Consider the following 5,563-nt stretch of genomic DNA (forward strand, 5'->3'; position numbering starts at 1 on the left):
CGCCAGACATCGCCGCCGCCGCCCCTGCATTTTTTTTATAAGGTTGCATGACCAACGCTTGCGAACAAGGTAAAGCAATACCATTGCCCAGAATCATCAATAGCTGACCAAGCATCAAATACAACGGTTCAACAGGGCAAAAGAACAGCCATATCGCCGCACAAAGGTGCAAGACTGGCGTACAAAGTAACATTTTTTTACTGCCAATGATGGGGCGAACTCGATTACAAAGACTGGTGCCGACCAGCATGCCAAGCGCAGGGATCAAAGCCCATAATGCGTATTGATCCGATGTCATACCAATTTGGTTTTGCATGATAAACGGCATCACAGACACCGTCGTGATCATCAGGCTAAAGTTCAGCCAACTAATACTGGCAAAGCTCATAAAGTAGCGAGAGGTTAATAGCTCGCGATATTGCAGTAATACCTTTTTAGGCGATGGAATTGGGCTGCGCTCTGTAATGGTTTCCTTAAATCTCAGGGCAAAGATAATCCAAGTAAAAAAGACATACCCCAGCAATGATGTGAACACCATACTCCAACCGAAGTGGAAGTTAATAAACCCACCCAGGACAGGGGCAAACAAAGGGGTAATCGAAGCGACCATGGCAATGTACGACATGGCGATAGGCAAATCAGCACCACTAAAACGATCTCGGGTTGACGCTCTCGCGAGCACGGCGCAGCAGCCTGTGCCTAACCCTTGAAGAAAACGTCCAGCCACCATGCCTGTAAATGAATGGCTAAAGTAGATGATCATCACAAGCCCCAACGTGGCAATGAACAGCCCGGTCAACAATACCTTTTTACGCCCCAGCGCATCCGAGATCGGCCCATACAAAAATTGAGAGGGGCCAAAGCCAAGTAAGTACACACTGACCAAAAGTTGGGCGTGTTCCAAAGAAATATCAAAGTCTTTCGCTATCCACGGCAATGATGGGAAAACCAACCCCATACTCAACTGCCCGACACTGATCACTAAGCAAGCGAGTAAGATGGTTTTAAACTCAAACGGTTTACTCATAATTTAAGTGGCTCCCAAGATCAATCTCATTCTTATTGCTCTTTTTTCTGCCATCCAGCCAAACTTTCCACGTGTCTCTTGTTCTTGCCCATCGCATTCACACACCTCTGATATTGATCCAGCCGACTCGATAGATTAACAGATTGTATTGACCTAAAGCTCAAGCGGATCAAACAATAACGAGGAATGAAGCAAAACGAAACAAGAAACCCCAACAGTTATGCTGGTCTAGAGAGGGGAATAGCCTCTATAATGTCGACGTCTAAAGTAAAAAGGTAATAAAATGAAAATTTGTGGTGTTGAGATCAAAGGTAATGACGCGGTGATTTGCCTACTTTCATTGTCTGACGGTGTCTTTAATATTCCTGACTGTCGTGTTTCTAAAGTGTCTATTGCGAACGGCAACGATACTCAACAAATGAGAGATTTTCAGTTTTCTTTCGCTAAATTGATGGAAGACTACCAAGTCGACAAAGTGGTGATTCGTCAACGTCAAACCAAGGGTAAATTCGCGGGTGGTGGTTATGGCTTCAAACTAGAAGCGGCTATCCAACTGATCAGCGATCTCGATGTCGAAGTGGTTGCACCCAACGACATTAAAGAGAAACTGAAGCGCAATCCTATGCCGGTTAAATTCAGCGAAACAGGCTTAAAACAGTACCAAGAAGCACCGTTCATGACCGCTTATGGATGCATTATGGCTCATAAATATTCTTAGTCGAATACAATTATTGAGCTAAAAACGCCATACCACATGCTTGTGATAAATAAGCGGTATGGCTTTTTTGTGTCTGCAAAATGACATCGCTTTCACCTATCAAATCAATACATAGAACCCATTATCCAAAGTGATTCGCTAACGCTACTCTAGCTGCAAGATTGATTGACAGAGAAGCCCCCGATGACCACTTCTACCCTACCCCAAAAAGCCCTTATCGTTGAAGGCGGAGCAATGCGCGGTATTTTTGCCAGTGGCGTGCTTGATTCCTTCATGGACAACCAATTTCTGCCTTACGATTTTGCTATCGGTGTGTCGGCTGGGGCAACCAATTTAATCGGTTATCTCGGGCATTCCCCTAAACGCAGCGCCAAAGTGATTACTCAGCTTGCTACCGACAAACATTTCTATAGCCCGCTTCGTTTTGCAAAAGGGGGCAATTTGGTCGATGTCCGTTGGCTTTGGGAGCAATCCAATAGAGCGTTTCCTTTGGATTGGGACCGATTATTTCATTCTATTCCCATGTACGCTGCGGTCACCAATATCGAAACAGGCTACGCTGATTATTACCATGTTCAGCCCAGTAATCTCGGCCAAGTCATTGAAGCAACCACCGCACTTCCCGTTGCTTATAAAGAGACGCCTTGTTTCTCTGGCCGCTGCTACACAGATGGAGGAGTTTCAGACTCGATTCCGGTTCAAGAGGCTTATCGACGAGGAGCGACAGAAATCACCGTGATTTTATCTCATCCATTGAGCTATCAAATGAGTCCTGTAAAACATCCGTGGATGATAAAAAGACTGCTGGCGAAGTACCCCAATATCGCCCGTGCAATGCTCAAGCGTGCCGATAACTACAATCGTTCATTGGAATTTATCCGAAACCCACCCTGTGACGTACAAATTCGAGTAATAGCACCGCCAGAGGATTTTGCAGTAAGACGACTGACTATGAATCAAAAGACATTAAAAGCAGGTTACGAAATGGGCGTAACAGAAGGGAAACAGCACCTTGCCAGCTTACAAGGCGTATTTGGGCTCGATGAAGAGAATTGTCACTTTTGTTTGTGAAGGCTTAAATAACTGGGGGCTTTAGTTCAAGAATCTCAAAAGCGGAAAGGAGAGTGCGTATGGTTGTCTTTAATGAAACATGACACAATGCACGCCCTGTACTGAACAAAGCAAAGAAACAAGCATAATGAAATTTGAAGCCGCTATTTTTGACATGGATGGATTACTTCTCGATACCGAGCGAGTGTGTATGTCGATTTTTAAAGAAGCGTGCCGAGCGCAAAATGTGCCTTTTTTGGAAGAGGTCTATTTATCTATCATTGGACGAAATTCAGCCGGTATTGAAGCGGTCATTCGAGAAGGCTATGGTCCCGATCTTGACTACCCTGCTTTGCATGTTGAGTGGCGAGATCGGTATAACGCTGTGGTCAAACATCAAGCCATCCCCGTTAAAGATGGCGTGGTTGAGCTGCTGACTTGGTTAAAGGCGAATAACGTACCGACAGCCGTTGCAACATCGACTCAAAAAGAGGTCGCGGAAATAAAACTAAGGCTTGCTGGTCTTGACCACTTTTTCGATAACCTAACAACCGGCTGTGAAGTTCAGCACGGCAAACCACACCCTGAAATCTATCTGCTCGCTGCTGAACGTTTACATGTGGATCCTAAACACTGCTTAGCATTTGAAGATTCAAATAATGGGGTTCGTGCCGCCATTGCTGCCGATATGCTCACCTACCAAATTCCCGATTTGGTTCAGCCTTGCCAGGAAGTTCTTGCATTGTCACCTTTGGTGCGCTCGTCACTTCATGTTGTTTTAGAAGAACTCAAGTTAGCCTAGACAACATCGAGGCCACACAAAAAATGGCAATATCAAAAACCGATAGTGAATTGCTGCTCTATCGGTTTTTTAAGCCATGCATAAGAATGTTACTTTAGCATTATAGGGGGGATCACCGAATCACAAATCGACTCTATCCATTTGAATTTCTGTGATTTTAGATACTTACTGTTGTATAAAAGCCCAACTTTTATCTCGTTACGTTTCTCTATTCCCGACACTTCAACATAGCTGTATCGTTCATTATCAATCACTGCCATCAAAGACTTAGGCGCGACAAATACCATATCGGATCGAAGAACAATATTGAGAATCGGATTGATGTCTTGGCACCTAAACTTAGGCTTGAAGTTATGTTGTGTATCAACAAAATCAGCCAGTAACATACTCTTATGGTTAAAGTCAGGGTCGACCAAGCCACCAACGTCATAATTAAAAACCTCATTAACCGATACCGTTTGACCTTCTAATTCATGTCCTTTACGCACAATACCCACAAAATTAAGCAAACCTATCGGTATCTGTCTCAATTCTTTAGACACATCTAGTGGGTAATAGCTGATTGCAAAGTCTAATTCACCATTGATCAATTCAGCGGCGGTTTTGGCTGAGTAATTCAAAAGTTCGACCGTTACGTTTGGCGCAGAATGGGTAATAGCCTCACAAATTTGGTATCCATGAGTTTCAATTAAAAAGCCATTCATAGCCATTTTAATCACACCCACTTGTTTCTCGGGCAAAAACTCTTCACCTGCTAAAGCCTCCGTCAAATCGTCAAAGACTTTCGGTAACCGTTCTGCAAGTTCTTCACCTTTGGGAGTGAGTTTGAGTCCGCGAGATTGGCGAATAAACAGAGGATCGCCGAGTTGGTCTCTTAGCTTGGCTAGGTTTCGACTGACAGCAGGTTGGCTTGTATTTAGACGTTCAGCCGCCCGGTTGGTGTTTTTTTCTTGCAACAGAACCAATAAGGTTTTCAGTAAATTCAAGTCAATCTGCTGGAGGTTCATCAGTGTGCCTTTTTGGGAACGCAATTAAATGAATGGCGTTAGTGTAGTCTCCTCGTAATGCTACGAGGAAAGTTCTGTTATATCAATAATGACATAGCAATACATTTCATTGTGAAATGAGATGGGTTCCAATAAGTCATCAATTGAAACCTATCCGACATCGATCAATAAAAACATCGTTCTAGATTGTTCTAATTTCAAACAATAAACTGATTGAGCTGCTTATTTTGATCTTCAATATGCGCAGACTGTTTCAGTACCTGCTGACTCGTGTGCGTCGATTTTTCTGTCACTCTATCAGACAGATCTTTAATGCTTACAGTGTTATTGTTGATCTCTTCCGCAACCAAGCTCTGCTCTTCCGCTGCTGAGGCTATCTGAATGTTCATCTCAGTGATCGAAGAAATAGCATGTCGTATATCTTCTAGCGCATGGTTGGCCGTTTGTGCTTGTTCTACGGTCGACATCGCTAGCTCATGGCTTATATTCATTGTTTGAGTGACGGATTGCGACCCTTGTTGGAGTTTATCAATCATCGTCCTTATCTCAGTGGTCGAGTCTTGCGTGCGCTGAGCAAGAGTTCTGACCTCATCAGCCACAACGGCAAAACCACGGCCAGAATCACCAGCTCGTGCGGCTTCAATCGCTGCATTCAATGCTAATAAATTCGTTTGATCAGCGATTTCGTTAATCACTCTCACAATGGATTCAATGTCTCCAATTGAGCTTCCAAGCGCCTGAACCGCAACCATTGAATCATCCAATTGGTCACCTAAGTTTTGAATCGCTTGTGTGGTTTCAAGAACAATGCTGCTGCCTTTGGTTGCCGCTAAATCCGCAGTTTGTGCCGATTCTGCTGCGCTTTGAGCATTTTGAGCGACCAACCCTGACGTCGTTGACATTTCATTCATTGCCGTCGCTAATTGTTCGACTTCTTGCAACTGAGTGTGTAACAGCCC

The 5,563-nt window shown here is 44.1% G+C and carries 6 protein-coding genes; 3 read left to right on the forward strand and 3 right to left on the reverse strand.

Features of this window, described 5'->3' with window-relative positions; all coding sequences use genetic code 11:
* Positions 1 to 1,027, reverse strand: a 1,027-nt coding sequence (locus tag ACP45E_RS16690) for a multidrug effflux MFS transporter (protein WP_069585287.1), incomplete at its 3' end; no start/stop codon positions are given.
* A 283-nt stretch (positions 1,028 to 1,310) separates the two neighbouring features.
* Here ACP45E_RS16690 and ACP45E_RS16695 point away from each other — a divergent pair.
* From ACP45E_RS16695 to ACP45E_RS16705, 3 genes are all read left to right on the forward strand, one after another.
* Positions 1,311 to 1,745 (forward strand): DUF3010 family protein, encoded by a 435-nt coding sequence (locus ACP45E_RS16695; RefSeq protein WP_017036412.1) that lies wholly within the window; start codon positions 1,311 to 1,313, stop codon positions 1,743 to 1,745.
* A 183-nt stretch (positions 1,746 to 1,928) separates the two neighbouring features.
* Entirely contained in the window at positions 1,929 to 2,816 is an 888-nt protein-coding gene (locus ACP45E_RS16700; protein WP_017038267.1) for a patatin-like phospholipase family protein, read from the forward strand.
* A 127-nt stretch (positions 2,817 to 2,943) separates the two neighbouring features.
* On the forward strand, positions 2,944 to 3,597 hold the full coding sequence (locus ACP45E_RS16705) for an HAD family hydrolase (RefSeq protein ID WP_017038268.1): 654 nt from the start codon (positions 2,944 to 2,946) through the stop codon (positions 3,595 to 3,597).
* An 89-nt stretch (positions 3,598 to 3,686) separates the two neighbouring features.
* Here the strand turns inward: ACP45E_RS16705 and ACP45E_RS16710 are convergent, their stop codons facing one another.
* Positions 3,687 to 4,604: a LysR family transcriptional regulator gene (locus tag ACP45E_RS16710; protein WP_017038269.1), complete on the reverse strand. Its 918-nt coding sequence runs from the start codon at positions 4,602 to 4,604 to the stop codon at positions 3,687 to 3,689.
* 197 nt (positions 4,605 to 4,801) lie between these two features.
* A partial coding sequence (locus ACP45E_RS16715; protein WP_241824332.1) for a methyl-accepting chemotaxis protein occupies positions 4,802 to 5,563 on the reverse strand: 762 nt, incomplete at its 5' end.

It is taken from the genome of Vibrio genomosp. F10 str. 9ZD137 (assembly GCF_049974785.1).
Taxonomy (GTDB): domain Bacteria; phylum Pseudomonadota; class Gammaproteobacteria; order Enterobacterales; family Vibrionaceae; genus Vibrio.

What these genes read in the sequence shown, in the direction of transcription:
- ACP45E_RS16695 (WP_017036412.1), top strand. Translation starts at nt 1,311, where the DNA reads ATGAAAATTTGTGGTGTTGAGATCAAAGGTAATGACGCGGTGATTTGC.
- ACP45E_RS16700 (WP_017038267.1), top strand. Translation starts at nt 1,929, where the DNA reads ATGACCACTTCTACCCTACCCCAAAAAGCCCTTATCGTTGAAGGCGGA.
- ACP45E_RS16705 (WP_017038268.1), top strand. Translation starts at nt 2,944, where the DNA reads ATGAAATTTGAAGCCGCTATTTTTGACATGGATGGATTACTTCTCGAT.
- ACP45E_RS16710 (WP_017038269.1), bottom strand. Translation starts at nt 4,604, where the DNA reads ATGAACCTCCAGCAGATTGACTTGAATTTACTGAAAACCTTATTGGTT.